Source organism: Rhizobium sp. CNPSo 3670 (assembly GCF_057784555.1).
On the sequence record NZ_JBXSOL010000054.1, the window covers coordinates 1 to 21982 of the forward strand.

General features: G+C 60.2%; 25 protein-coding genes and 5 pseudogenes. 21 read left to right on the plus strand and 9 right to left on the minus strand.

Going from position 1 to position 21982, the window contains the following annotated elements; all coding sequences use genetic code 11:
- Both AC13QO_RS28375 and AC13QO_RS28380 read left to right on the plus strand, forming a co-directional pair.
- Positions 1-205, plus strand: a pseudogene (locus AC13QO_RS28375) (ThuA domain-containing protein); the annotation flags it as partial.
- Positions 206-232: 27 nt separating this feature from the next.
- Positions 233-1270, plus strand: coding sequence for a Gfo/Idh/MocA family protein (locus tag AC13QO_RS28380; protein WP_085781620.1), 1038 nt, complete (start codon positions 233-235; stop codon positions 1268-1270).
- A gap of 28 nt (positions 1271-1298) precedes the next feature.
- On the opposite strand, the gene AC13QO_RS28385 is transcribed toward AC13QO_RS28380, so the two are convergent.
- Together AC13QO_RS28385 and AC13QO_RS28390 are read right to left on the minus strand one after the other, a co-directional pair.
- Positions 1299-1691, minus strand: a complete 393-nt coding sequence (locus AC13QO_RS28385) for a DUF4112 domain-containing protein (RefSeq protein WP_488542575.1) — start codon at positions 1689-1691, stop codon at positions 1299-1301.
- 144 nt (positions 1692-1835) lie between these two features.
- The gene (locus AC13QO_RS28390) at positions 1836-3653 is read right to left on the minus strand and encodes a methyl-accepting chemotaxis protein (protein WP_488542576.1); all 1818 of its coding nucleotides are present in this window, start codon (positions 3651-3653) and stop codon (positions 1836-1838) included.
- Positions 3654-3896: 243 nt separating this feature from the next.
- Here AC13QO_RS28390 and AC13QO_RS28395 point away from each other — a divergent pair, with 243 nt between their 5' ends.
- Positions 3897-4145: a type II toxin-antitoxin system VapB family antitoxin gene (locus tag AC13QO_RS28395; protein ID WP_488542577.1), complete on the plus strand. Its 249-nt coding sequence runs from the start codon at positions 3897-3899 to the stop codon at positions 4143-4145.
- Positions 4142-4555, plus strand: a complete 414-nt coding sequence (locus AC13QO_RS28400; RefSeq protein WP_488542578.1) for a PIN domain-containing protein — start codon at positions 4142-4144, stop codon at positions 4553-4555. Before AC13QO_RS28395 ends, AC13QO_RS28400 begins: the two co-directional genes overlap by 4 nt.
- A gap of 105 nt (positions 4556-4660) precedes the next feature.
- Here AC13QO_RS28400 and AC13QO_RS28405 read toward each other — a convergent pair whose 3' ends face one another.
- Complete coding sequence (locus AC13QO_RS28405; protein WP_488542588.1) at positions 4661-4795, minus strand: hypothetical protein; 135 nt, start codon at positions 4793-4795, stop codon at positions 4661-4663.
- A gap of 40 nt (positions 4796-4835) precedes the next feature.
- Positions 4836-5227, minus strand: a pseudogene (locus AC13QO_RS28410) (EF-hand domain-containing protein); the annotation flags it as partial.
- 163 nt (positions 5228-5390) lie between these two features.
- Between AC13QO_RS28410 and AC13QO_RS28415 the strand changes: the two are divergent.
- The 11 genes from AC13QO_RS28415 (at position 5391) to AC13QO_RS28465 (ending at position 13498) form a co-directional block, all read left to right on the plus strand.
- A complete protein-coding gene (locus AC13QO_RS28415; RefSeq protein ID WP_285194438.1) occupies positions 5391-6038 on the plus strand; it encodes a TetR/AcrR family transcriptional regulator in 648 nt (215 codons plus the stop codon).
- Positions 6039-6045: 7 nt separating this feature from the next.
- Positions 6046-6222, plus strand: a complete 177-nt coding sequence (locus AC13QO_RS28420; protein WP_488542589.1) for a hypothetical protein — start codon at positions 6046-6048, stop codon at positions 6220-6222.
- A gap of 359 nt (positions 6223-6581) precedes the next feature.
- Positions 6582-7421: a transporter substrate-binding protein gene (locus AC13QO_RS28425; RefSeq protein ID WP_285194436.1), complete on the plus strand. Its 840-nt coding sequence runs from the start codon at positions 6582-6584 to the stop codon at positions 7419-7421.
- Positions 7422-7584: 163 nt separating this feature from the next.
- Positions 7585-8247, plus strand: a complete 663-nt coding sequence (locus AC13QO_RS28430) for an amino acid ABC transporter permease (protein ID WP_085781605.1) — start codon at positions 7585-7587, stop codon at positions 8245-8247.
- Between the two features lie 5 nt (positions 8248-8252).
- Positions 8253-8912, plus strand: a complete 660-nt coding sequence (locus AC13QO_RS28435; protein ID WP_085781604.1) for an amino acid ABC transporter permease — start codon at positions 8253-8255, stop codon at positions 8910-8912.
- Positions 8913-8923: 11 nt separating this feature from the next.
- Positions 8924-9694, plus strand: coding sequence for an amino acid ABC transporter ATP-binding protein (locus AC13QO_RS28440; RefSeq protein WP_488542579.1), 771 nt, complete (start codon positions 8924-8926; stop codon positions 9692-9694).
- A 156-nt stretch (positions 9695-9850) separates the two neighbouring features.
- A complete protein-coding gene (locus AC13QO_RS28445) occupies positions 9851-10600 on the plus strand; it encodes a GntR family transcriptional regulator (RefSeq protein WP_488542580.1) in 750 nt (249 codons plus the stop codon).
- 4 nt (positions 10601-10604) lie between these two features.
- The gene (locus tag AC13QO_RS28450) at positions 10605-11390 is read left to right on the plus strand and encodes a transporter substrate-binding domain-containing protein (RefSeq protein ID WP_488542581.1); all 786 of its coding nucleotides are present in this window, start codon (positions 10605-10607) and stop codon (positions 11388-11390) included.
- A 77-nt stretch (positions 11391-11467) separates the two neighbouring features.
- Positions 11468-12139, plus strand: coding sequence for an amino acid ABC transporter permease (locus AC13QO_RS28455; RefSeq protein WP_488542582.1), 672 nt, complete (start codon positions 11468-11470; stop codon positions 12137-12139).
- Positions 12136-12795, plus strand: coding sequence for an amino acid ABC transporter permease (locus AC13QO_RS28460; RefSeq protein WP_488542583.1), 660 nt, complete (start codon positions 12136-12138; stop codon positions 12793-12795). Before AC13QO_RS28455 ends, AC13QO_RS28460 begins: the two co-directional genes overlap by 4 nt.
- Positions 12773-13498: an amino acid ABC transporter ATP-binding protein gene (locus AC13QO_RS28465; protein ID WP_488542584.1), complete on the plus strand. Its 726-nt coding sequence runs from the start codon at positions 12773-12775 to the stop codon at positions 13496-13498. Before AC13QO_RS28460 ends, AC13QO_RS28465 begins: the two co-directional genes overlap by 23 nt.
- Positions 13499-13740: 242 nt before the next feature.
- Here AC13QO_RS28465 and AC13QO_RS28470 read toward each other — a convergent pair.
- Positions 13741-14035, minus strand: a pseudogene (locus AC13QO_RS28470) (PspA/IM30 family protein); the annotation flags it as partial.
- Between AC13QO_RS28470 and AC13QO_RS28475 the strand changes: the two are divergent.
- Positions 14029-14268: pseudogene (locus tag AC13QO_RS28475) on the plus strand (glutathionylspermidine synthase family protein); the annotation flags it as partial. The pseudogenes AC13QO_RS28470 and AC13QO_RS28475 sit on opposite strands and share 7 nt — an antisense overlap.
- Before the next feature lie 42 nt (positions 14269-14310).
- Here AC13QO_RS28475 and AC13QO_RS28480 read toward each other — a convergent pair.
- The 4 genes and pseudogenes from AC13QO_RS28480 to AC13QO_RS28495 all read right to left on the minus strand — a co-directional run bounded on the left by AC13QO_RS28480 (position 14311) and on the right by AC13QO_RS28495 (position 15853).
- Positions 14311-14586, minus strand: a complete 276-nt coding sequence (locus AC13QO_RS28480; RefSeq protein WP_488542585.1) for a type II toxin-antitoxin system RelE/ParE family toxin — start codon at positions 14584-14586, stop codon at positions 14311-14313.
- Positions 14587-14639: 53 nt separating this feature from the next.
- On the minus strand, positions 14640-14879 hold the full coding sequence (locus tag AC13QO_RS28485; RefSeq protein WP_285194428.1) for a type II toxin-antitoxin system ParD family antitoxin: 240 nt from the start codon (positions 14877-14879) through the stop codon (positions 14640-14642).
- Positions 14880-15003: 124 nt separating this feature from the next.
- Positions 15004-15350 (minus strand): annotated as a pseudogene (locus AC13QO_RS28490) (PfkB family carbohydrate kinase); the annotation flags it as partial.
- Positions 15351-15400: 50 nt separating this feature from the next.
- Positions 15401-15853, minus strand: a complete 453-nt coding sequence (locus AC13QO_RS28495; RefSeq protein WP_488542586.1) for a helix-turn-helix domain-containing protein — start codon at positions 15851-15853, stop codon at positions 15401-15403.
- A 342-nt stretch (positions 15854-16195) separates the two neighbouring features.
- On the opposite strand from AC13QO_RS28495, the gene AC13QO_RS28500 reads away from it, so the two are divergent.
- From AC13QO_RS28500 to scpA, 5 genes are all read left to right on the plus strand, one after another.
- Positions 16196-17398 (plus strand): MFS transporter, encoded by a 1203-nt coding sequence (locus AC13QO_RS28500; protein WP_085781587.1) that lies wholly within the window; start codon positions 16196-16198, stop codon positions 17396-17398.
- 290 nt (positions 17399-17688) lie between these two features.
- Positions 17689-18528, plus strand: a complete 840-nt coding sequence (locus tag AC13QO_RS28505) for a MetQ/NlpA family lipoprotein (protein WP_085782049.1) — start codon at positions 17689-17691, stop codon at positions 18526-18528.
- An 88-nt stretch (positions 18529-18616) separates the two neighbouring features.
- A complete protein-coding gene (locus AC13QO_RS28510) occupies positions 18617-19702 on the plus strand; it encodes a methionine ABC transporter ATP-binding protein (RefSeq protein ID WP_085781586.1) in 1086 nt (361 codons plus the stop codon).
- Entirely contained in the window at positions 19683-20336 is a 654-nt protein-coding gene (locus AC13QO_RS28515) for a methionine ABC transporter permease (RefSeq protein WP_085781585.1), read from the plus strand. Before AC13QO_RS28510 ends, AC13QO_RS28515 begins: the two co-directional genes overlap by 20 nt.
- A 116-nt stretch (positions 20337-20452) precedes the next feature.
- The coding region (gene scpA / locus AC13QO_RS28520; protein WP_488542587.1) for a methylmalonyl-CoA mutase at positions 20453-21982 on the plus strand (1530 nt) is incomplete at its 3' end.

Below are 21982 nucleotides of genomic sequence, written 5' to 3' on the forward strand. Positions count from 1 at the left end.
TCGTCCCGGCCACGAGACCTATCCGACCTATCACGACGCCACCGTCCAGAAGGTGCTGATCAACGGCGTCAAGTGGGCCTACAACCCTGAAGGCGCGTTGACTGGCATTGCCGACGCTCCAAATGTGCCGGTGGAAAAGGCATTGGAGCCGATCGTCGAACGCGGCCCGAAACTGCACCAGGCCGGCGAAGCCGGTTATCGCTGAATTCGATAGAGGACCATGAGGATAAAAATGCGCTTGATCATTCTCGGAACCGGAGGATGGGCAAATACCCATGCCATGAATTTTTCGGAAATCGCCGGCGTCAAAATTGTTGCTGCCGTCGATACAGACGAGGTCCGGCTGCGGGCCTTCGCGCTCAGGCATGGCATCCCGCTTACTTTCACATCGCTCGATGACGCCCTTGCCTGGGGGGAGTTCGACGCCGTGACTAATGTCACGCCGGATCGAGCGCATTATTCCACGACGATGAAGATACTCGGCGCCGGCAAGCATGTGCTCTGCGAGAAGCCCCTGGCGGTCAACTACCGCGAGGCCAAGGAGATGGCCGACGCCGCGGCGGCGTCCGGAAAGGTCACGATGGTAAACCTTACCTATCGTAATGTGGCGCCGCTGCAGGCTGCGCGAAAGATGGTGCTGGATGGCCGTCTCGGCGCGATCCGCCACTTCGAAGCGTCCTATCTCCAAAGTTGGTTGGTGTCCAAGGCTTGGGGCGACTGGACCAAAGAGTCGCAGTGGCTTTGGCGTCTGTCGACAAAGCACGGCTCCAACGGTGTACTGGGCGACGTTGGTATCCACATTCTCGACTTCGCGGTTTTTGCCGCCGGCAGCGACGTCAAGGCGGCGGCATCGCATCTCAAGGTTTTCGACAAGAGCCCCGGGAACCGGATCGGCGAATACGAGCTCGATGCGAATGACAGTTTCCTGATGATGGCCGAGCTCGAAAACGGTGCGGCCGGCGTCATCCATGCAACGCGCTGGGCAACCGGCCATCTGAACGAATTGCGCCTGCGCCTGCATGGAGACAAGGGGGCGCTGGAGGTGGTGCATACGCCTGAAGGTTCGACCCTCAGGGCCTGCGAAGGCGCCGATGCCGACAAGGCGATCTGGCGCAAGATCGAGGTCGAACCGGTCATCACCAATTTCCAGCGATTTGCAAACGCCGTGGAAAAAGGGAAGCCGGATGAGCCGGGTTTCGGCCATGCCGCCAAGCTGCAATTTGTTCTTGATCACGCAGTCAAGACGGCCGGCGCCCTGACTGAGCTTTAGACAGGTTCCTCGGAGGGGCCGAGCATCGTCAGAGGCGCTGGTTCAGCTCGTCTTCGCTGATGCCGAAATGCTCGAGGATGATGCCGACGTTCCGGCGGTGAGATTTGAAATAAACGTCGAAGAGATCGCCGACCAGCGGAACCGTGCCGCAGGCGACGTCGACGCCGAGATTGACCGCCATGCGGGCGAGCTTATGGGCAGGAAGGCCGAGACGCCTTGCTTCATCGATGATGAAGAGACCGATGAGGGATCCGGCAACGTCGCCGACGGCTGGGATGAGGCCGAGAACCGAGTCTGCGCCGATCCGTACGCCGAAAGGCAATCTTACTGCGGTGTCCATGAGCCGAGCGATCGCGGCAGCGCGTCTAATTCTTTCGCGTGCGAGCGCCGTGAGGCGTTCCCTGTGGACAGAGGCTGGCATCAAAACCCTTGCGGCATTGGGATCGCAGCGCGCGATCCTGATCCAACGAAGGTGCGGCGTCGCGATCGAGATGTTCCATTGCCGTGAAACGCCGAAAGTCTTAATAGGTTCGCCGGCCGCGTGAGGATTTACGCCTGAGCCGCGTCAGGCGGCTCTCTGCGATCTTGACCCGCCGGCCGGTGCATTGATCTGAAAACGGCCGACCACGCCCTCCAGCGTCTGCGTCTGCCCGCCGAGCGCACGGCAGGCTGAGACCGTTTCCGCGGCCATCGCGGCATTGCGCTGCGTGACCTCATCGAGCGCATTGACGGAGGCATTGATTTCCCCGATCGCCACCGCCTGCTCGGAGGAAACCGAAACGATGCGGGCGATCAGGCCGGCGACCTGCTCGACCTGGCCTTCGATTTCCATTAGCGCCTTGCCGGTGCGGTTGACGAGCTCTACGCCGGTGGAAACCTGAGACGATGACGTGGAAATCAGAGATCTGATCTCCTTGGCGGCATTGGCCGAACGGAGGGCGAGCTCACGTACTTCCTGCGCTACAACGGCGAAGCCTTTGCCCGCTTCGCCTGCTCGGGCAGCTTCCACACCGGCGTTGAGCGCCAGAAGGTTGGTCTGGAAGGCGATCTCGTCGATGACGTTGACGATATCGCCGATCTGAGCGGACGAACCCTCGATCTTCTGCATGGCGGCGATCGCATCGCGAACGATGGCTGCCGAATGTTCGGCGCTGCTGCGCGTCTCGGCCATCATACCGGTCGCCTTGCCGGCATGGTGGGAGGCGTCATTGGTTTTAGCGTTCATCTCCTTGAGCGCGGCGGTGGCCTCTTCTAGCATAGCCGCCTGCTGCTCCGTGCGCGATGCGAGACTGTCGGCGGCATTGGTGATGCCGGTCGAGGAACTGCCCACCTGCCGGGAGGTCTGGGCGACCTCCGCCATTGAGGCGGAAAGAGCATCCAGGCTGTCGTTGAACTTGGCGCGCAAGCTCTCATAGGCGGCGGCAAAGGTTGTCGTGATACGGCAATCAAGATTGCCGTGCGACAGCTGGTCCAGGCCATATGTCAACTCGTTGATAACCGTTTCGCGTGTCCGCTCCTCGGCCGCCTTTTCGGCCATCTGGCTGCGCTCGCGCTCGAATTCGGCATCGCGAAGCGCCGTTTCCCGCTTCTGCGCGTCCTGCCGTTCAAGCGCATTACGGCGGAACACTGCGACCGCCTTGGACATGGCGCCGATCTCGTCGGAACGGTTCGCATAGGGAACTTCGGTCGAAAAATCGCCTTCGGCAAGATTGCCCATATAGGCCTTCATGCCATCGAGCGGCACGATTGCCCGGCGGCGCAGAAGATAGAGTCCCGCCAGCAGCAGAGCGAAGGAGCCGAAGCCTGCAGCTCCCGCATAGATCGTCCAGGTCACGATTTCCGAAGCTGCGTTCTTTTCCTCGCCCTTCAGGAAAGCGTCGGAATTCGCGACGAGCTTCTCCACAGCATCCTGGTGAGTATGGAAGGCGACGCGCAACTGCTCGATCGCGCCGTGCGCCTTGTCTTCGTCCTTTGCTTTCAGCGCCGGAATGATCTCGCGGTTCATCACGTCCCAGAATGCATCGCCCTTGGTCAGCACATCGTTTTCGAGCTCGTCCTTCAAAGCCTGCGGCAGCCGGGTGGACTTCCAATAGGCGCGGCGGTCGTCGTAAGCGGCCTTCAGATTGGCGATCTTCGCCAGATTGGTCTCGGTGAGTTCGGGAAATTTGCTCGCCTCGAAGGAGAGCATGTAGGATTCGACCACGAAGAGCGGCGGCGGCAATATGTCGGCGATGAGATCCTTGCCGTAGACCACCTGCTCGTAAACCGGCCCGTTGACTTTCAGCCTTTCAAGCGCCGATTGCTGCAATCCAATCGACATGAAAAGACCGGCTGAAACGGCGATGCCAAACGCCACCAGGCTGCGCGCAATGGTAAATGCCAAGACTCTCTCCAAATAACTTTGCGGCTCTCTTCTTCAATTCGCCGGATTTATACGGAGCATTATTTCTCAAGAACCCTGACATATGGTTAATTCTTTAGAATGTGTGAGGCTCCAAAAGATCTTCCCAGACTGCCCAAAATTGGGGTGGTTCATGAAACGTGAGCTATTTCAGGTATCAAGCCATCAATTGCCATCTTGATGGCTTATGGAGAGCGCACTATATCTGTCGTAAAGGAAATTAAGATGGCCGAACCCCAGCTTTCCGTACGAAGTGCAAGGGCACGTGACCTTGCTCATCGACTCGCCCGCCGCGAAAACCGCTCGATAGCCGATATCGTCGAGCGGGCGCTCGAATCCTATGAAATACGCGAGGCCGGCCGTGAGCCGGCATCGTCTTTCTACAGCAGGCTGTCGCAACAAAGTGGGACGGATATTGACCTTGAGGCCGTCCTGAAGGAAGACCGGCGGGCGCATAAAGGCATCCAGCTTTGATTTTTCTCGATACCAACGTGGTTTCGGAGACGTTGAGAAAATCGCCTGATGAAGCGGTAATCGCATGGTTGGTTCGTCATGATGCTGAACTGGCACTGCCCACGGTGACGATTGCCGAAATCGCTTTCGGTATCCAGAAGATCCGGCCCGACCAACGAGCCGAACGCCTCGAACAGGGACTTTCCGACTGGCGGCGCCGCTTCGCGGACCGGATTTTTGGCCTGACCGAAGAAGCCGCTCTTGCCTATGGCGAGATCATGGGGACCGCAGCTCATCAGGGGCGCGGCATGTCAGCGCCGGACGGCATGATCGCAGCTATTGCGAGGGTTAATGGCGGTCGGCTCGCGACGCGAAACCTGAGCGATTTCGTGACCACGCACCTTGAATTGATTTCCCCGTGGGAGTTTTGATCTGAGAAGCACCGCAGCCACGAACCTGAAGCCAAGCCGACCAGTTTTGTAAATTGCCGAGAGACGATTGCGATCGTCGCAATACTTCATTGACAACGGCGCCACTCAAGCCAATCGCATCAGCATGTCGTTGAGGTTGCCGATCTCTCGCAGCAGTTCGACCAGCCTGTCCGTGTCGGCCTGGCTGAGCCGGCCGCTGCCGCCGCTTTTATCCCTGATGTCGGAGCCGGTCTGGAACACTTTCGAATTGGCGGTGTAGCTGCGCTGCCTCGATCATGTCATCGGGATGTTCCGACGGCTGGGCGGACATCGTCTCGGCGAGTGCATCGACCGACAGCGAGCCTGCGCCTTCGCTGTCGACAGCGTTCCGGCCTGATCCTCGCTGACATCGGACGGCCGGGCCGAGACGAACTCGGCCTTGCTCACATAGCCGTCGCCGTCGGTATGCAGGTCAGCAACATCCATGCCTGTGCCGCCGTCCCCTTCGCCGGTGGAGCCGGACTAGTCCCCATCAGTTTGTCGGCGCTGCTCGACGTGTCTTCGTCGAGCTGCCCTCTTGCGGTTGATTTTTTCGCAAACCATACTAGAGGATAGGATGTCCTGGGATGCGGATGTCGAGCTCTTGTTATAGGGATAAGAAGAGACTGACGTGGCGGGAGAAATGGTCGTCATAAGCGCTCCATCACTAGAGGGTGGGGATGCAGCGCATTACAGAACTTGTTAGTTCTCTAAACCGAAATTGCTAAATGCAACAACCGAAAAAACCATCGCTCAGAAATTACAGGCTGCTTTTCACGATCGTAGGCATGCGCGTCGGCAAAGCGGTCTGATCGTCATGGATATCGTCGACGAGCCCGCAGATGAGCCGCGCAAAAGAGGCCGGCCTAAAGTCTCCACCGATGAAGACAAGCGCACGCATATCGTCGAGGCCGCCCGCAGCGTTTTCGTAAAATACGGCTATGCCGGAAGCACGACCGCAGTCGTTGCCTCGGAGGCGGGTGTTTCCAAGCAGACGCTCTACAAGCTGTTTCAGAGCAAGGAAGAGCTGTTTGCGGCCGTCGTCGGCGCGCACCGGCGGCTGATGCTCGACCTGCCGCGCCCTGCTGAAGATATTCCGATCGCGGAAAGTCTCGAGCGGATCTTCATGATCGACATGGACGAGGATAAAGATGCGGAACGCGCCGGTTTCCTGCAGCTCGTCTTTCGCGAAGCCGCGCAGTTTCCCGAGCTTATCGACATTCTCCAGCGCGAAGGCATACTCGCCAGCCGGCAGCATCTCGCCGACTGGTTGAACGATCGCCGGGCGGAGGGCAGGCTGTCGCTGGATGATCCGGAGAGCGGCGCCCGCATGTTGATGGATATGATCTTTGGCGGCATGGGCCCGCCGGAAGGCCGCATGCAAGCCTGGCCCGACCGGGCCCTGATGCTTGCCCATCTTCACCGCTGCATCGCGATCTTTGCCGCCGGCGTCGGCGCCGCTTGAACTGGTGGTGGAGATTCCTCCATCCGATCCGGACAAGGTCGACGATCTGATCAAGCGCTCTACCGCCATGTACGACATGGCCAACGGCACAGGCACCACGTCGACGGCACTTTCCATCTTGACCGGCTCGGCGACGGTCAGCGCCGATACGCTGCTTGCGATGGCACAATTGAAAAGCGGCTGAGAAAGTCGCCTCTCCCTTAACACCCCTTCAAAAGAGACCGCGTGGTTAATCCCAGCAAGGGCCAGTGAATGCTGGCGCTGCACGCCGGCCTGGCGTGCGATGACGCCGATTGCGGTGCCTGAAAGGCTTCCGCTTCCTATATCCTGCCGCCTGGTGCTGTTGGGCGGCGCTGGTGAGGGTTTCCGAAAAACCAACCGCAAAATGCTGCGCTGCCGAAAAAATCGCCAAGCACTCTGCTGCGCGTTTTTTCGGCATGCCCCATTGACAATTCACCGCCAATAGCACTTGATATCGAAATCCAATAAAATAGACAGATGTCCGGTATATTGGATCATCGAAACATCTACAAGGGGAACGCCATGATCATTTCCTTTCGCGCCGGCCTGATCTCGCTGGCCGTCGCCGCCCTGGTGTCGACGCCTGTGCTCGCCGAGGGCAGCAAGCTCGACGAAGTGCTGGCCCGGGGCCATCTCGTGCTCGGCACTGGCAGCACCAATGCGCCCTGGCACTTCAAGAGCGCGGACGACAAGCTTCAGGGCTTTGATGTCGACATGGGCCACATCGTCGCCAAGGCCCTGTTCGGCGATCCGGATAAGATTGAATATGTCAACCAGTCTTCGGATGCCCGCATTCCGAACATCACCACCGATAAGGTCGACATCACCTGCCAGTTCATGACTGTTACGGGCGAACGCGCCCAGCAGGTTGCCTTCACCATTCCCTATTATCGTGAGGGCGTCGGCCTGATGCTCAAGGCGGACGGAAAATATGCCGATTATGCCGCCCTGAAGGCTGCCGGCTCGTCGGTCACCATCTCGGTTCTCCAGAACGTCTATGCCGAGGCTATGGTGCACGCGGCATTGCCGGAAGCGACCGTCGACCAATACGAATCCGTCGACCTGATCTATCAGGCGCTGGAGTCCGGGCGCGCCGATGCCGCCGCCACGGACCAGTCGTCGCTCGCCTGGTACATGACGCAGAACCCGGGACGCTACAAGGATGCTGGTTACGGCTGGAACCCACAGACCTATGCCTGCGCCGTCAAGCGCGGTGATCAGGACTGGCTGAACTTCGTCAACACCGCTCTTCACGAAGCAATGACCGGTGTCGAATTCGACTTCTATGCTAAATCCTTCAAGACCTGGTTCGGCAAGGATCTGGCGCCGCCGCAGATCGGCTTCCCCGTCGAGTTCAAGTGACCGCGATGCGGTGTGGGAGTTCGCTCCCGCTCCGCTGGAACAGAAAGATCTTGGTCCAGGTCGGGCCAAGATCCGAATCCGCTTCTGAATCGAATGGTTGGAGTATGACGCCGTTCGGGCCGCTCGCAGGTTCGGCGGCATGCTCCGGTCTGAAAGGACCCGCATGGGTTACACGCTGAATTTCGCTGCCGTCTGGCGCAATTTCGACTTTCTCTTAAGCGGACTTGCCCTCAGCCTCGGCCTTGCCGTGATCTCGATCCTGATCGGGGCCGCAATCGGTCTTGTCGTGGCTTTCGCGCTGACGTCGAGGAGCCGCTTCGCGCTCGTGCCGGCGCGCATCTATGTCACTATCATTCGCAACCTGCCGATTCTCGTCCTGGTGCTTTTCGCCTTTTTCGCGCTGCCGCAGATGGGCTTGCGCCTCGACAAGATGAAAAGCTTCGTGCTGGTTCTCTCGCTCTATTCCGGCGCTTATCTGGCCGAGGTGTTCCGCGCCGGACTGCTGTCGATCCCAAGAGGACTGACGGAAGCCGGCCTCGCAATCGGCCTGACGGCAATGCAGATCCGAAGCTCGATCATCGCACCGCTGATGTTGCGCAACGTGCTGCCATCGCTCTCCTCGACCATCATCTCGCTCTTCAAGGACACCTCGCTCGCCGCCGCCATCGCCGTGCCTGAGCTGACCTTTGCCGCCCGAAAGATCAATGTCGAGAGCTTCCGCGTCATCGAAACATGGCTGGTTACATCAGCCCTCTATGTCGCCACCTGTTTCCTCATCGCCGCCTTGATGCGCCTCGTCGAACGCCGTCTGGCCCTGCCGAGATAATTCCGATGTCTCACACCTTTCTCGAACAACTCTGGATCGCCCGTTACGTCATCATGAACGGCATCGCCATGACCGTGTCGATCTCGCTGCTGGCCATTCTCGCCGGCTCCGTTCTCGGGGTCTTTGTCGGACTGGCGCTGGTTTACGGCGGCATTGTCTTACGTCTCCTCGTGCGAGCCTATACGGATATCATCCGCGGCACGCCGGTGCTCGTGCTCGTACTGGCAAGCTATTACGTCTCCGCTGCGGTCGGTCTTGATCTCGGACCGTTCTCCGCCGGCGTCCTCGCCCTTGCCGTCTTCTGCTCTTCCCATGTCGGCGAAATCGTGCGCGGAGCGCTTCAGGCGATCCCGAAGGGGCAGACGGAAGCCGCCAAGGCGATCGGTCTGACCTTTACCCAGACCTTCACCTCGGTGCTGTGGCCGCAGGCCATGCGCCAATGTCTGCCGGCCTGGGTGAATACGGCGGCCGAGATGGTGAAAGCCTCGACTCTGCTCTCCGTCATCGGTGTCGCCGAGCTTCTCCTGCGCACGCAGGAGATCATTTCCCGCAATTTCATGAGCCTGCAGTTCTATTTTCTGGCCGGCGGTCTCTATTTCATCGTCAACTACGGCATCGAGCACTTCGGCAAATATGTCGAGCGCAAGACCGCCCTGCCGTCCTGAGGAGCCTACCGATGGCCAAGACCATTCTCGACATCAAGGGTCTGCGTAAGACTTACGGTATCCACGAAGTTCTCAAGGGGGTCGATTGCGCCGTGCAGGAAGGCGAAGTCATCTCCATTATCGGCTCATCCGGCTCAGGCAAGACCACCTTGCTGCGCTGCGTCAACATGCTCGAGGAATTCCAGGGCGGCACGATCAGACTCGACGGCGAGGAAATCGGCTATCACGTCGACGGCGCGTCGCGGCGGCGCAAGAGCGAGAAGGAGATTGCGCGCCAGCGCGCCCTGACCGGCATGGCTTTTCAGCAGTTCAATCTCTTCCCGCATATGAGTGCGGCCGAAAACGTCATGCTCGGCCTCGTCAAGGTGAAGAAGATGACGAAGCCGGACGCCCGCATCATTGCTGAAAAATGGTTGGACCGGGTCGGCCTCGCCGCCCGCGCCAACCATTATCCCGGTCAGCTCTCCGGCGGCCAGCAGCAGCGTGTCGCAATTGCCCGCGCCATCGCCATGTCGCCGCGGCTGATGCTGTTCGACGAGGTCACCTCCGCGCTCGACCCGGAACTGGTGGGCGAAGTGCTGCAGGTGATCAAGGGACTTGCCGCCGACGGCATGACCATGCTGCTCGTCACCCATGAGATGCGTTTCGCCTACGAGGTTTCGTCCCGCGTGATCTTCATGAACCAGGGCGTCATCTGCGAGGAGGGCGATCCGAAGGAAATGTTCGTGCGCCCGAAAACCGAAAGGTTGGCGGAATTTCTCAAAACATCGAGCTTCAATTAGACGACGGCGCGGCGATAGGGCAGGGGGAGGGGGGCGCGCTCGCCCAAATTACGTTCAGTCTGCATCCCCGGCAGGCAGATTTCTCGCCAAAAATACGAGATAGCTTGATGATCCAGAGCGGGGGGTTTTTGGCACGGGCTTTGCTTTCTGCCTTGTATGCAAGAGAGCCACACATCCGAGACCACGCAGAAATCCATTGAGGCAACGATCGTCTCCGGGATCCTTTCTGCCAAGATCCGGCCGGGCACTCGACTTGGCGAAAATCAGCTGGCAGCGCTCTTCGGCGTGTCGCGAACCCGCGTCCGTGAAGCGATGATGCGTCTGGAGACGCGCGGCATCGTGCATGTCAGCCCCCGGCGCGGCTGGTTCGTCGTCGAGCCCTCCGCTGAGGATGCGATCGCCGTCTATGAGGCGAGGCGTGTCGTCGAAGCTGGATTGCTGCGCAGCATGGCAGTGCTGACGGAGGAGGGACGCAAGGCTCTCGACGCCCATCTGAATGAGGAGAGGAATGCCATGGCGGCGGGCGACCGCCAGCGCCTGACCTATTTGATGGGCGATTTCCATATCCGCATCGCGGAATTGAGCGGGAACCCGATCATCGTCGATATCCTGCGCGACCTGACCGCGAGGACGATCCTCATTTCGATGCTCTATCAATCCGAATTTCATGCGGCGCAGTCTCACGGCGGTCACTGCCGTATTTTCGAGGCCATGCAGGCAGGGGATTTCGTCAGAGCTGCGGAGCTCTCCGTCCAACATCTTGATGAAGTGGAAATGGGCCTCGACCTGACGGCACGCCCAGATCCGCTTTCGGATCTGCGCAGTTCCCTGTCGCTTCCGCTAAAGGCCGCATCCTCCATCGCCCGGCAATCGGGCCCCAAAACCACAACTTCAAAGGAGCAATGAACACATGCTGACAAGACGGATCTTCTTCGCAATCGCAGCCCTGACCGCGACCTTCAGCTTCACCTCGCCGTCTCACGCCGATGCTCTCGCCGACATCACGGCGCGCGGTACGCTGCGCGTCGCAGTCCCGCAGGATTTCCCGCCTTTCGGCAGCGTCGGCACCGATATGACGCCGATGGGCTACGATATCGACATGGCCAACCTCATCGCCGAAAAGCTGGGCGTCAAAGCCGAGCTCGTGCCGGTTACGAGCGCCAACCGCGTCCCCTATCTGCAGACGAACAAGGTCGATCTTGTGATATCGAGCCTCGGCAAGAATCCGGAGCGCGAAAAGGTGATCGATTTCTCGGTCGCCTACGCGCCCTTCTTCAACGGCGTCTTCGGGCCGGCCGATCTTTCGGTCGCCAAGGCGGAGGATCTCGCGGGCAAGAGCATCGGCGTCACGCGCGGCGCCGTGGAGGATCTCGAGCTGACGAAGATCGCGCCGGCCGACGCAACGATCAAGCGTTACGAGGACAATAACGGCACCATCTCGGCCTTCCTCTCCGGCCAGGTCGACATCATTGCCACCGGCAATGTCGTGGCGGCTGCCATCCTCGCCAAAAATCCTCCCAAGCGCCCCGAGCTGAAGTTCCTCATCAAGAACTCGCCCTGCTACATCGGTCTCAACAAGGAACAGTCCGCGCTTCTGGAGAAGGTGAACGGCATCGTCGCCGCCGCCAAAGCCGATGGCAGCTTGAATGCCATCTCGCAGAAGTGGCTCGGCGCCGATCTGCCGTCCGATCTTTAAGGAAATCCGGGTCTCGCGCATGTCATCCCGCCTCCGCTGGATGACATGCGCTCCGTCACCGCAAGAGGGGACATTCCTTGAGTTACCATTTCGAATTCGGCTGGCTGCTTGAATATTACCCCCAGATCATTAAGGGCATACTGATCACCCTGGAGCTTATCGCGATTGGCGGTGTGCTCGGCATTTCGCTCGGCATCGTCTGCGCCTGGGTGCGGGCGCTCGGCCCGGTCTGGCTGAAGCCGGTCGTCGCGGCCTATGTCGAACTGATCCGCAACACCCCATTCCTGATCCAGCTTTTCTTCATCTTTTTCGGTCTGCCATCGCTCGGCCTCCAGCTCTCCGAATTGACGGCCGCTAATCTCGCAATGGTCGTCAACCTCGGCGCCTATAGCTGCGAGATCATTCGCGCCGGCATCCAGGCAACGCCGAAAGGCCAGTTCGAGGCAGGCGAGAGCCTCGCCATGACGCGCTTCGAGACCTTCCGCCACGTCGTGCTCGTACCGTCGCTGCAGCGCATCTGGCCGGCGCTGTCGTCGCAGGTGGTCATCGTCATGCTCGGCTCGGCGGTCGTATCGCAGATTGCCGCCGAGGATCTGACCTTCGCCGCGAATTTCATACAATCGCGAACCTTCCGAGCATTCGAGGCCTACATCGTCTCGACATCAATCTATCTCGCGCTGGCGATCGTGCTCCGGCAGGTGCTGGGTCTGATCGGCTCGTTCATTTTCCCGAGGAGAGCAACACGATGATCACGTTCACGCTCTGGGACATTCTGCGCAACCTGCTGCTCGCCACCCGCTGGACGATCCTCCTTTCGTTGGTCTCGTTCGTCGGCGGCGGCCTGGTCGGCCTGGGCCTGCTGTTCCTGCGCATCAGCAGGCGCAAGGCCGGCCGGGCATTTGCGAGATATTATATCGAGCTCTTGCAGGGTACGCCGCTGCTGATGCAGCTCTTCATTGCCTTCTTCGGTCTCGGCCTCTTCGGAATAGACGTGCCGGCCTGGCTTGCCGCGGGATTGGCGCTGATCCTATGGAGCGCCGCCTTTCTGACCGAGATCTGGCGAGGCTGCGTCGAAGCGGTTGCGAAGGGGCAATGGGAAGCCTCCGCCAGCCTCGGCATGGGCCGTCTGCAGCAGATGCGCTACGTCATCCTTCCGCAGGCGCTGAGGATCGCCATACCGCCGACCGTCGGTTTCTCGGTTCAAATCATCAAGGGCACGGCGCTGACCTCGATCATCGGCTTCGTCGAATTGTCGAAGGCCGGCACCGTGGTCACCAACGCCACCTTCCAGCCCTTCACCGTCTATGGGCTCGTCGCGCTCATCTATTTCGCCCTTTGCTGGCCCTTGTCGAAAAGCAGCCAGATCCTGGAGAGGAAGCTCAATGTCGCTCATCGAAATCACTGACGTCCGCAAGAGCTACGGATCCAACGAGGTGCTGAAAGGCATTAACCTGAATGTCGAACCTGGCGAGGTCATTGCCATTATCGGCAAGAGCGGTTCGGGCAAATCGACCCTGCTTCGCTGCATCAATGGTCTTGAGACCATTACCAGCGGTTCCATCTCAGTGGCCGGCGCACAGCTCATCGATGACGAAGTCCATTTAAAGGCGCTGCGCCTGAAGGTCGGCATGATCTTTCAGCAATTCAATCTCTTCCCGCACCTGACTGCCGGCGGCAACGTCGTGCTGTCGCAGGCGGTGGTCAAAAAGACACCCAAGGCCGAAGCCGAGGCCACCGCCCGCAAGATGCTGGAGCGTGTGGGGCTGGGTCACAGGTTCGACGCCTATCCTGACGAGCTCTCGGGCGGACAACAGCAGCGCGTCGCCATCGCCCGCGCGCTCGCCATGCAGCCGACCGCCCTTCTTTGCGATGAGATCACCTCGGCGCTCGATCCGGAACTGGTCGCCGAAGTTCTGGCCGTCGTGCGCGAACTTGCCGCCGAGGGAATGACGCTGCTGATGGTCACGCACGAGATGCGGTTCGCCCGCGACGTCTGCAGTCGCGTCGTCTTTATGCATCAGGGCCGAGTCCATGAAGCAGGCCGGCCGGAGGACGTCTTCGCCAATCCGCAGACTGCTGAGTTAAAGCAGTTCCTCGGAGTCAGCTAAGTTTACGCAGTGGGATTTCGCCACATGCCGGCGCATGAATGGCCTGATCGAGTGTCGCAGGAACAGTCCGGTGGCCCAGCCTGAGACCAGCTAGGCCGAGCTGGTCGCTGTGAACAAGCTCGATCGGGCAGAGGGAGTGCCCGGATCTGAGATCCGGACGTTCCTGGGACAGCGTGGTGACTTTCCGCGTGCGGCCTCCGTCTTCAGGAATAAATCCGCCGACAGGGCCGCGGCTCCGGATATTATCGGTCCTTGTTGCCGGGGGGCGGGGGGAGCAAGACGGGCTCGGCCGAGTGCTTTGGTGCCATCAGCTGTGCAAGGATGTCGTCGGCCGATTCACTTGAACCGCCAATGCCGGCCTCGCGCAAGCTGACGATCGAGATCGCTGCCGTTTTCCAGCGCGGCCAGTTCCGCGCCGGCCTCAATGCGCCCGGCCGTCATTTCCTGGCGCTTTTTGATGCGTTCGAGACTTTGGACGGCGCTGCCGAGACGGGTATTGATGCCCGACTGGTTATGGGCAATCGCCGACTGAGCGCGAGAACGTCACGATTTTTCGAGATGGGCGGGAAGCGTTTTCCGCACCGGGCGATTACGGCGACGAAGGTTTTGTCATTCAGGCTTATACCCCGCTTTTCGAAAGCGATAACGGCTTTGCTGTGCTCGGCAGTTGGGTTGCCGGTGATCGCGCCTGCGGTCTTGCCGTTCGCGAAGACCGCTCGCGCATAACGGCCAATCTATCCCGTTTCGCGCCGCACGTTATAATGGAATAGCATTTTACTCCCGCTTAGCATGTAACAATCAAATACGCCGAGCTAATCCGATGCTCCTAAATCCTGCAGCCACGCTGGAATATCCTGCTGGACGTGCAGAACCCGCCACACGTCGACGTGGTCGGCTCGTTCAAGATAGAAGATCATATAAGGAAAACCCTTCAGCGTCCTACAGCGCAGATTGGGCAGACCGAGTTCATATGAGTAGCGCAGTGAACCCGATGCAGGATGCTCTGCGATCAAAGTATAGGTCGATTGCAGTGCATCGATGAAGCCTACCGCTTTCTGCGCTCCTGTCATGCGAGCGTAATAGTCCACGGCATTCTCGACATCCCCGCGAGCCGACTGGCGGGGGACGACCGGTTTTGCGGTCACTTGGAGCTTTTTTTCGTTGCGCGCTCGCGCAAGCTATCGAAATAGCTGGCATCGATGGGCTCGGTGGTCTCGGACGACGCACCCTCTAGCAGAAGATTGCGCAACTGCTGCCGATCCCTGTCGCGACGGATGAGTTCGCGCACATACTCACTGCTCGTGCCATATCCTCGACCGGCGACCTGCTGGTCGACGAAGTGCTTCAAATTGTCCGGCAGCGAGATATTCATAGTGCTCATGGGACCAGGATAGCGAGCATGGCAAAATTTGACAAGGCTTGGCCTTCGTACAGCGGAGGCGCATCTCGCGGTCGGCGAGGACACGACGTCCGGCCTCACCTAATGAACTCGACATCGCTCGCTTCGAAACGCGGACGTTCCAATCCCGTAGAGCATCGCACGCCTCGGCCCGCGTGGGTGCGCCGATGCGTCCGCCGAATACCTGGCATTTGAGAGCCGCGGCGATGGATGACAATCGCATCGTCTCTTCGATCGGCATGCCTTCTGCGATTGCCAGCACGAAAGCGCCTTGGAAGATGTCGCCTGTCGCAAGCGTGTCGGTCGCTCTCACCTTCGGAGCGGCAAGGTGACGGATGTCGCCGCTTGGGTCGTCGAACCACAGGGAGCCATTTTCGCCAGCCGTAACGCTGATGAAGGAATGTTCGAATTTCCGCTTCAGCAGACAACGATCTCGACGAGATCCGCCGTTCCTTGCCAGATCACCCGAGCCCGAGTTCACAGGAGAATTGCCACTTGGCCAGCTACTCCAGAGGCGGACGGGTGATATCCGCTATCGAAGGCAAAGCCGGACCGCTTTCCGCCTGAGCCATCGCTTTCACCAATGCGATGATCGTTTCACGAATATTGGGGTCGGCAATCTTCAGAAAGGCGCGGTTAAGCACCAACCCCTCTTTCGTTCGCAGGAATTCTGCGACGGGGTCGGCATTGTCCGGCAGCGTCAACCCCTGAAGGCTCAATGGCTGCGACTCGTTCTGCTCGAAGAAGAAGCTCGGAGAGGTGTAAAGCACTTCGGCGATTCGCTGCAAACGGCTCGCACCAATGCGGTTGATGCCCTTCTCGTATTTCTGAACCTGCTGAAAAGTCACGCCGATCTGGTCGGCGAGCCGCTCCTGGCTCATTCCAAGCAGCTGCCGGCGTGTTCTGATGCGCGCGCCGACGTAACTGTCTATGGCATTCGGTGTCTTGACATTCATCGCGTGTTTTCAGCCTCGATCATTTCAATCGGCGCAGCTGTAGTACCCCTGTAAGCAGTTTTCCACGGTTGTTTTCATATAGTATAGCATGCATGCGATGATCTCGGCTGACTGTGATATGAAAACCCGCGTCCAACACACGGCCAGCGACGCAAGAGCCGGTCGGGCATAGGCAAATCAAACAAAAGCCGTACCGATCCTGGCCAAACCGGGCTGGTGATCGTTGCCCGGCCTGCGGTAAATATCTTTCAGCGACCGTCGCTCGACAGTCTTGCCAGCCCCGATCGCCCAATCCATCGAAAACGACGCGGCACTGATCGTGCCTGTGCAGGAGGGATATTGATGGCAACCGTTGCCGAGCGCGCGCCCCGTTTCGAAAAGACGACGATGTCCATTCTGATGGCCGTCAGCTTCTGCCACATGCTGAACGACATCATGCAGTCACTGCTCGCCTCGCTCTATCCATTGTTCAAGGCGAATTACGATCTCGATTTTGTCCAGATCGGCCTCCTGACCATGACGTTCCAGGTCACGGCGTCTCTGCTGCAGCCGGCGGTCGGCATCGTCACCGATCGCTGGCCGATGCCCTATTCGCTGCCGGTCGGCATGGCGAGTACCTTTTGCGGCCTCATTCTGCTCGGCAATGCCGGCAATTTCGCGCTGCTGCTGGTCGCGGCAAGCCTGATCGGTTTTGGCTCGGCGGTCTTCCATCCGGAATCCTCGCGTGTTGCCCGTCTTGCCTCCGGCGGCCGCCACGGTTTCGCGCAGTCCTTCTTCCAGGTCGGCGGCAATGCCGGCCAGGCGATCGGCCCGCTGCTCGCCGCCTTCATCGTGCTGCCGCTCGGGCAACACAGCGTCTCCTGGTTTGCCGCCATCGCCATGATCGGCATGGTCGTGCTGAGCTGGGTGGGCAGCTGGTATATGAGCCACAGGCGTCAAAACGCCAGCAAACCGGCTGTCAGCCGAACTCTGCCGCTGCCGCAGAACCGGGTCATCTGGGCGCTGCTGATCCTCGTGCTGCTGACGGCGACGAAGAATGTCTACATGGCGAGCGTGTCGAGCTACTTCACCTTCTATGTCATCGACAGGTTCGAACTCAGCGTGCAGCAGGCGCAGCTGATGCTTTTCCTGTTTCTCGGCTCGGTCGCCGTCGGCACGTTCCTCGGCGGACCGATCGGCGATCGTTTCGGTGCCCGTTTCGTCATCTGGTTTTCGATCCTCGGCGTCATTCCCTTCGCGTTGCTGCTGCCCTATGCCGATCTTTTCTGGACAGGCGTGCTCAGCATCGTCATCGGCCTGGTGTTCGCGTCGGCCTTTTCAGCGATCGTCGTCTTCGCGCAGGAACTGGTGCCCGGCCGCGTCGGGCTGATTGCCGGAGTCTTCTTCGGCTTTGCATTCGGGGCAGGGGGGTTAGGGGCTGCGCTGCTTGGCGATTTTGCCGACACTCACGGCATTGCCTTCGTCTACCGCATCTGCTCCTACCTGCCGCTGCTCGGCCTGCTGACCGTCTTCCTGCCGCGGATTCCGAAACACACGCGGGCCTGAGGCCATCCTCGACGTCGCGATTGGCATATCGAGCTCCGGAAGTGGCTCATCCTTTGGCCGTCGTGGATGGAAGGCGACCGGAGGCGCGTTTTCCTTCTTTAGAATCTGCTCACAAGCCGCAATTAATCCATAAATTCGATGGAAAATTATGCTGCCAGTATTGATGGCACGGCAAGAGTTTTTCCGACCCTTCCTGGACATCAGACATTCTTGCTTCGCCCGCGATGCAGCCTTTTGACATGATCAGCCGGCTCGGGGCGCTCGGCCTCATCAGTCAGACGGGATATAAAATGACCAAGAACAAAAAACTTCACGGCCTCCATTTTTCGCGCCGCGCGGCTCTTGCGGCCGCCGCTGTTTCCGCAGCTGCCCTTTTTATCTTTGCCGCACCGGCACCTTCCTTTGCCGAGGACAAGTCGATCAAGGTCGGAATCATGGCCGGCGAGGATGAGGATGTATGGCGGGTAGTGACCAGCGAAGCCGCCAAAAAGGGCCTCAAGATCGAGACCGTCATCTTCAACGACTACACTCAGCCGAACGAAGCGCTGGAGCGCGGCGAGATCGACGCCAATGCCTTCCAGCACAAGCCCTATCTAGACAACCAGGTTCAGCAGCACGGCTATCACATCGTCCCCGTCGGCTACACTGGCGTCTGGCCGATCGGCCTTTATAGCAAGAAACACAAGGCCGTCGCCGAGATCCCCGAAGGCGCCGTCATCGGCGTGCCGAACGATCCCTCGAACGAAGGTCGGGCGCTGCGGGTTCTCCAGAATGAAGGCCTGATCAAGCTGAAGGACGGCACCGGCATTCTCGCAACTGTCGCCGACGTCACCGACAATTCGAAGAAAATCGAGATCAAGGAACTCGATGCCGGCATCGTCGGCCGTTCGATCGACGATCTCGACGCCGGCGTCGTCAACACCGACTGGGCGCTGAAGAGCGGACTTTCTCCGGCCGAGCGTATCGCGCAGGAGCCGATCGCCGACAACCCCTACCGCAACTTCATCGCCGTCAAGGAAGAGAACAAGGATGCGGACTGGGTCAAAACGCTGGTATCTTCCTACCAGAACGACACCGTCAAAGCCGAGTTCGACAAGGTATACAAGGGGACAGGTCTCAGCGCCTATTGATCCGAAACTGGGCCGCGGTTAAGGCCGGCCGAAAGGCGGCCCGGGCGTTCCTGCCGGGGCCGCCTTCAATATTTGCAGGGATAAGTACATGAACTCCGTTGTTTCAAGGGCGACGATCGAGCCGCGGCCGCAGGCGGCAGCCGAAGAGGTGGTGAGGCTTATCGACGTGAAGCGTCGGTTCGGGACCACGCCGGCACTTGACGGTATTTCACTGAGCGTGATGAGGGGCGAGATCCTCGGCATTATCGGCCGTAGCGGCGCCGGCAAGTCGACGCTGATCCGCTGCCTGAACGGGCTGGAACGCGCCGACAGCGGCGAAATCCGCATCGACGGCCGCGATATAACCGGGCTTCAAGAGCAGGAACTGCAGCCGCTGCGCCGCCGCATCGGCATGATCTTTCAGCACTTCAACCTGCTTTCGGCCAAAACGGTGGAGGACAATGTTGCCCTGCCGCTGAAGATCGAGGGTATTGCCAAGGCCGAGCGCCTGAAGCGCGCCCATGAACTTCTCGAGCTCGTCGGTCTTGCCGACAAGGCGCAAGCCTATCCCGCCTCGCTATCCGGTGGGCAGAAACAACGCGTCGGCATCGCCCGGGCGCTGGCGGCGCGCCCGGCGCTACTTCTCTCGGACGAGGCGACATCGGCCCTCGACCCTGAGACAACACGATCGATCCTGACCCTGCTCAAGGATATCAATCGTAAGCTCGGACTGACCATTCTCCTGATCACGCATGAGATGGAAGTGGTGCGCGGCATTGCCGATCGCGTTGCGGTCATCGATGCCGGACGGATCGTCGAGGAGGGCCAGGTCTGGTCGGTCTTCGCCAATCCGCAAACTGACATCACCAGGAGCTTGCTTGGCGGCATCCGCCCGCAACTTCCCGATCACATTCTCGGCCGGCTGTCGGCGACGACGGGCAGTGAAGTGATCCTCAGTGTCGATCTTGCCGGGCCGCAAGCGCAGGGGGCGCTGTTTGCCGAACTCTCCGCGGCTCTGCCGCATTCCTTCCGCCTCGTCCATGGCGGCATCGACCATATCCAGAACCAGCCGGTGGCGCGGTTCTTCATCGCCGTTCCCGCGCGCGACCCAGCGCTTGCCGGAAAGGTCGAACAATTCCTGACGGCCCGGTCCGCCCGGGTGGAGGTGCTTGGTTATGACACCGATCATGCTTGAACTGCTTCTTCGCTCGCTTTGGGAGACGGTCCTGATGACTGTCGCCTCGGGGGTGATTTCGCTCGTCGCAGGTCTGCCGCTCGGCCTTGCCCTCGTCGTCACGGCGCGCGGCGGCATCGCCGAAAATCTCTGGATCAACCGCGTGCTCGGTGCCGCCATCAACGGCTTCCGCTCGGTGCCATTCATCATCCTGCTGGTGGCGCTGATCCCGCTGACGCGGCTGATCGTCGGCACCGCGCTCGGCACCGGGGCGGCCATCGTGCCGCTCGCCATCGCCGCGACACCCTACTATGCGCGCATCGCAGAGGTGTCGTTGCGAGAGGTCGACCGCGGGCTGATCGATGCCGTGCGCGCCATGGGCGGCAATCGCTGGACCATCATTCGCGAGGTGCTGGTTCCTGAAGCGCTGCCGGGCATCGTCGCCGGCTTCACCGTCACCCTGGTGACGCTGATCGGCGCCTCGGCCATGGCGGGCGCGATCGGCGCCGGCGGCCTCGGCGACCTTGCCATTCGCTATGGCTATCAGCGCTTCGAAACCAATGTCATGATCGCAGTGGTCGCCGTCCTCGTCATACTCGTCTGCGGCATCCAGTGGCTCGGCGACCGACTAATCGCCAAGCTCGACCACAGATAGGTCATAGTCGGAGGCTTGCGGCGGGTGAATGGCGTGCTGTGTTAATTGTCCTAAGGCTGTATCGCGTGATCCACCTGTGAAGTGATAAGGTGGCGATGAAGCAGCCGGAGGAACGCATGACGAAGAAGACGCTGTCGGATTGGGCGGAGCTTGCGCAGAAGGAGCTGCGCGCCTCACCCGAAACCCTGACCTGGCGCACGCCGGAAGGCATCGCTGTCAAGCCGCTCTATACCGCTGAGGACCTCGAAGGCGCCGCGCATCTCGGCTCGCTGCCCGGTTTTGCGCCCTTTACCCGCGGACCGCGCGCGACGATGTATGCCGGCCGGCCATGGACCATTCGCCAATATGCCGGCTTCTCCACAGCAGAGGAATCGAACGCCTTTTATCGCCGCAATCTCGCTGCCGGCCAGAAGGGCCTGTCGGTCGCCTTCGATCTTGCCACCCATCGCGGTTATGACAGCGACCACCCTCGCGTCGAGGGCGATGTCGGCAAGGCGGGCGTCGCGATCGACAGCGTAGAGGACATGAAAATCCTGTTCGACGGCATTCCGCTTGGTGACATGTCGGTCTCAATGACCATGAACGGCGCCGTCATTCCGATCCTCGCTTCCTTCATCGTCGCCGGCGAAGAGCAGGGCGTGCCGAGGGCCGAGCTGTCGGGAACCATTCAGAACGACATCCTCAAGGAGTTCATGGTCCGCAACACCTATATCTATCCGCCAGAACCTTCGATGCGGATCGTTGCCGACATAATCGACTATACGGCAAGGGAGATGCCGAAATTCAACTCGATCTCGATCTCCGGCTATCACATGCAGGAGGCCGGCGCGACGCTGGTCCAGGAGCTTGCCTTCACGCTGGCCGACGGCCGCGAATATGTCAGGGCGGCAATTGCCAAGGGTCTCAACGTCGATGATTTCGCCGGAAGACTCTCCTTCTTCTTTGCGATCGGCATGAACTTCTTCATGGAGGCGGCGAAGCTGCGCGCCGCCCGGCTGCTCTGGACCCGCATCATGGAGGAGTTCCGGCCGAAGAAGGCATCCTCGCTGATGCTTCGCACCCATTGCCAGACCTCCGGCGTTTCATTGCAGGAGCAGGATCCCTACAACAACATCATCCGCACTGCCTTCGAGGCGATGTCGGCCGTGCTCGGCGGCACGCAGTCGCTGCACACCAACTCCTTCGACGAGGCGATTGCGCTGCCGACGGAATTCTCCGCCCGCATCGCCCGCAACACCCAGCTAATCCTCCAGCATGAAACCGGAGTGACCAAGGTGGTCGATCCGCTGGCGGGCTCCTATTATGTCGAGAGCCTGACGAAGGAACTCGCCGACAAGGCCTGGGCTCTAATCGAGGAGGTGGAAGCGCTTGGCGGCATGACGAAGGCTGTCAACGACGGTTTGCCGAAGCGGCTGATCGAGGAAGCGGCGGCGCGCCGCCAGGCCGCCGTCGACAAGGGCGAGGAGGTCATCGTCGGGGTTAACCGCTACAGGCTCGACAACGAACAGCCGATCGACATTTTGGAGATCGACAACAGCAAAGTGCGCAACGCGCAGATCCGCCGCATCGAGGAGACGAAGCGGCGGCGCGATAGCAGCGCCGTGCGCGAAGCGCTGGCCGCTCTGGCAGAAACCGCACGCAGCGGC

Excerpts from the sequence above, each read along its gene's own strand:
- AC13QO_RS28380 (WP_085781620.1), top strand. The coding sequence starts at position 233 with ATGCGCTTGATCATTCTCGGAACCGGAGGATGGGCAAATACCCATGCC.
- AC13QO_RS28385 (WP_488542575.1), bottom strand. The coding sequence starts at position 1,691 with ATGCCAGCCTCTGTCCACAGGGAACGCCTCACGGCGCTCGCACGCGAA.
- AC13QO_RS28395 (WP_488542577.1), top strand. The coding sequence starts at position 3,897 with ATGGCCGAACCCCAGCTTTCCGTACGAAGTGCAAGGGCACGTGACCTT.
- AC13QO_RS28415 (WP_285194438.1), top strand. The coding sequence starts at position 5,391 with ATGGATATCGTCGACGAGCCCGCAGATGAGCCGCGCAAAAGAGGCCGG.
- AC13QO_RS28425 (WP_285194436.1), top strand. The coding sequence starts at position 6,582 with ATGATCATTTCCTTTCGCGCCGGCCTGATCTCGCTGGCCGTCGCCGCC.
- AC13QO_RS28430 (WP_085781605.1), top strand. The coding sequence starts at position 7,585 with ATGGGTTACACGCTGAATTTCGCTGCCGTCTGGCGCAATTTCGACTTT.
- AC13QO_RS28435 (WP_085781604.1), top strand. The coding sequence starts at position 8,253 with ATGTCTCACACCTTTCTCGAACAACTCTGGATCGCCCGTTACGTCATC.
- AC13QO_RS28440 (WP_488542579.1), top strand. The coding sequence starts at position 8,924 with ATGGCCAAGACCATTCTCGACATCAAGGGTCTGCGTAAGACTTACGGT.
- AC13QO_RS28445 (WP_488542580.1), top strand. The coding sequence starts at position 9,851 with ATGCAAGAGAGCCACACATCCGAGACCACGCAGAAATCCATTGAGGCA.
- AC13QO_RS28450 (WP_488542581.1), top strand. The coding sequence starts at position 10,605 with ATGCTGACAAGACGGATCTTCTTCGCAATCGCAGCCCTGACCGCGACC.
- AC13QO_RS28460 (WP_488542583.1), top strand. The coding sequence starts at position 12,136 with ATGATCACGTTCACGCTCTGGGACATTCTGCGCAACCTGCTGCTCGCC.
- AC13QO_RS28465 (WP_488542584.1), top strand. The coding sequence starts at position 12,773 with ATGTCGCTCATCGAAATCACTGACGTCCGCAAGAGCTACGGATCCAAC.
- AC13QO_RS28485 (WP_285194428.1), bottom strand. The coding sequence starts at position 14,879 with ATGAGCACTATGAATATCTCGCTGCCGGACAATTTGAAGCACTTCGTC.
- AC13QO_RS28495 (WP_488542586.1), bottom strand. The coding sequence starts at position 15,853 with ATGAATGTCAAGACACCGAATGCCATAGACAGTTACGTCGGCGCGCGC.
- AC13QO_RS28500 (WP_085781587.1), top strand. The coding sequence starts at position 16,196 with ATGGCAACCGTTGCCGAGCGCGCGCCCCGTTTCGAAAAGACGACGATG.
- AC13QO_RS28505 (WP_085782049.1), top strand. The coding sequence starts at position 17,689 with ATGACCAAGAACAAAAAACTTCACGGCCTCCATTTTTCGCGCCGCGCG.
- AC13QO_RS28510 (WP_085781586.1), top strand. The coding sequence starts at position 18,617 with ATGAACTCCGTTGTTTCAAGGGCGACGATCGAGCCGCGGCCGCAGGCG.
- AC13QO_RS28515 (WP_085781585.1), top strand. The coding sequence starts at position 19,683 with ATGACACCGATCATGCTTGAACTGCTTCTTCGCTCGCTTTGGGAGACG.